Source organism: Nocardia sp. GP40, assembly GCF_050434125.1.
Taxonomy (GTDB): Bacteria; Actinomycetota; Actinomycetes; order Mycobacteriales; family Mycobacteriaceae; genus Nocardia; species Nocardia albiluteola.
Window position 1 is genome coordinate 479577 of record NZ_JBNPVW010000003.1, and the last position, 1737, is coordinate 481313.

The window sequence follows — 1737 nt, forward strand, 5'->3', positions numbered from 1 at the left end:
CCATCTGAACAGTACGGGAGCCTTGACGAGGCTCCGTCACGGCGGCCGTGGAACGGCTCGTGAACATCGAGCGAGGAGCCGCCGTGGTCGGTCGGTCCCCGGCCGAATCAACGAGTTCGTCCCGGTCTCCTCGAGCGGGCGGCCGCGGCGAGTATCACCGCCATCACGGCGGCGACGATGGCGATGGTTGCCAGCAAGCCGTGCCGGTAGCCTGCCAGGAACGCGTCCTGCACGGCCTCGGCGAGCTGTCGCCTGTCCTGCTGTCTTGCTGAAGCGACCATCGCCACCCCCTTGCCGAGTGAGTCCGGGCTGATCGCGGTGCCGCCGAATGGCAGAGATGCTTCCGGCACCACGAGGTGTGCGCGATAGCCGCGATCGACCGTGCTGGCGACGATTGCCAAGCCGAACAGTCCGCTGGACGGCACCGCGGTCGTGGTCGCCGCCCAGGCGGATGCGTTGGGCGACAACGGGAGGGCCGCACTCACCGCGTCGAGCGCGACGCTGAGCACCATGGCGAAACCCACACACGCGACCGTCGCCATGGCCACGATCGGGACGAGGTCGCCCCGGGCGTCGGCGGCGAGACCGATCGCCAGGCCGTCCAGAACCGCCGTCAGGCCGATGACGAGCGCAGCGGTCATCCCGAACCGGCGCTGCACCGCAGATCCCAGCTTCGCACCGATCACGGACGCACCGCACGTCGGTAGGAACAGGACCGAACCCGCGAATATCGGTGAGTGATCGCGCACGGCCTGCAGATACTGCACGATGAGGAACACGATCCCGAACAGCGCCAACCAGGCCGTGCCCAGCGCGAACATGGCCGGCCGGACGCGTGGATCCGCTCGTGCGAAGGGATCGTGCGGCATGGTGCCACCGCGTCGGATGATCGCGGACACCACCGACATCGCGACCCCGGCCACCAATGTCCCGACGACCGGTGGCGCGCTCCATCCCCAATCCGGTGTCTGTATCAGGGCGAACATGATGAGCCCGACCCCGAGCGTCACCGCGATCGTGGCCGGCCAGTCCGCCGGGAACTCAGGATCCGCCGGTGTGGCCGGGACGAGGACGGCGACCCCGATCATCATGAGCATCGCCACCAGCCCGACCGACCCGATCACCCTCGGCCACCACACGTTGTTCAGAATCAGGCCGCTGACCAGAGGAACGACGGTCACACCCGCCGCACAGGAACCCGACCACAGGGTGACGGCCCTGGCCCGCGCGAGGGCGGTATCGCTCACGGCCGTGAGGATGGACAGCGCGGCCGGGAACATGGCGGCGACGCCCGCGCCCATGAACACCCGGGCCACGACCAGCGGGATCGAGGTCGTCGCCAGCACGATATGCGTGGCGGTGCCGCCGACGAACAACAGGCCGCCGACGAGCAGGACGCGCTTGGCTCCGAACCTGTCCGCGAGGGTGCCGCCGATCATGAGAAAAGCGGTGAACGCAAGCACGTACACCTTCGGAATCCATATCGACGTATGGAGTACGGGCCGGTCCCCCAGCTCCTGCAGCAGCGTCGGCACCGCGATGGCGTGCCCTGCGGTGTCGAAGCTGGTCATGAAGCCGATAGTGCACAACACCGCCACCACCAGTCCGCGATGCCAGCGGCCGAGCCGCAGCCGCGCCCCGCCCCGCTCGGCTGTGCGGCGCGGACGGTTCATCCCGAGAGTCATGATCGCCCTTTACGTCCTCATCCGGGCATATCTGCACGCCGGTGCGGTTAAT

General features: G+C 68.4%; 1 protein-coding gene. It reads right to left on the reverse strand.

Going from position 1 to position 1737, the window contains the following annotated elements; genetic code table 11:
• Positions 1-107 precede the first annotated feature (107 nt).
• Positions 108-1685, reverse strand: coding sequence for an MFS transporter (locus ABH933_RS11245; RefSeq protein ID WP_429416884.1), 1578 nt, complete (start codon positions 1683-1685; stop codon positions 108-110).
• Between the last annotated feature and the right edge of the window lie 52 nt (positions 1686-1737).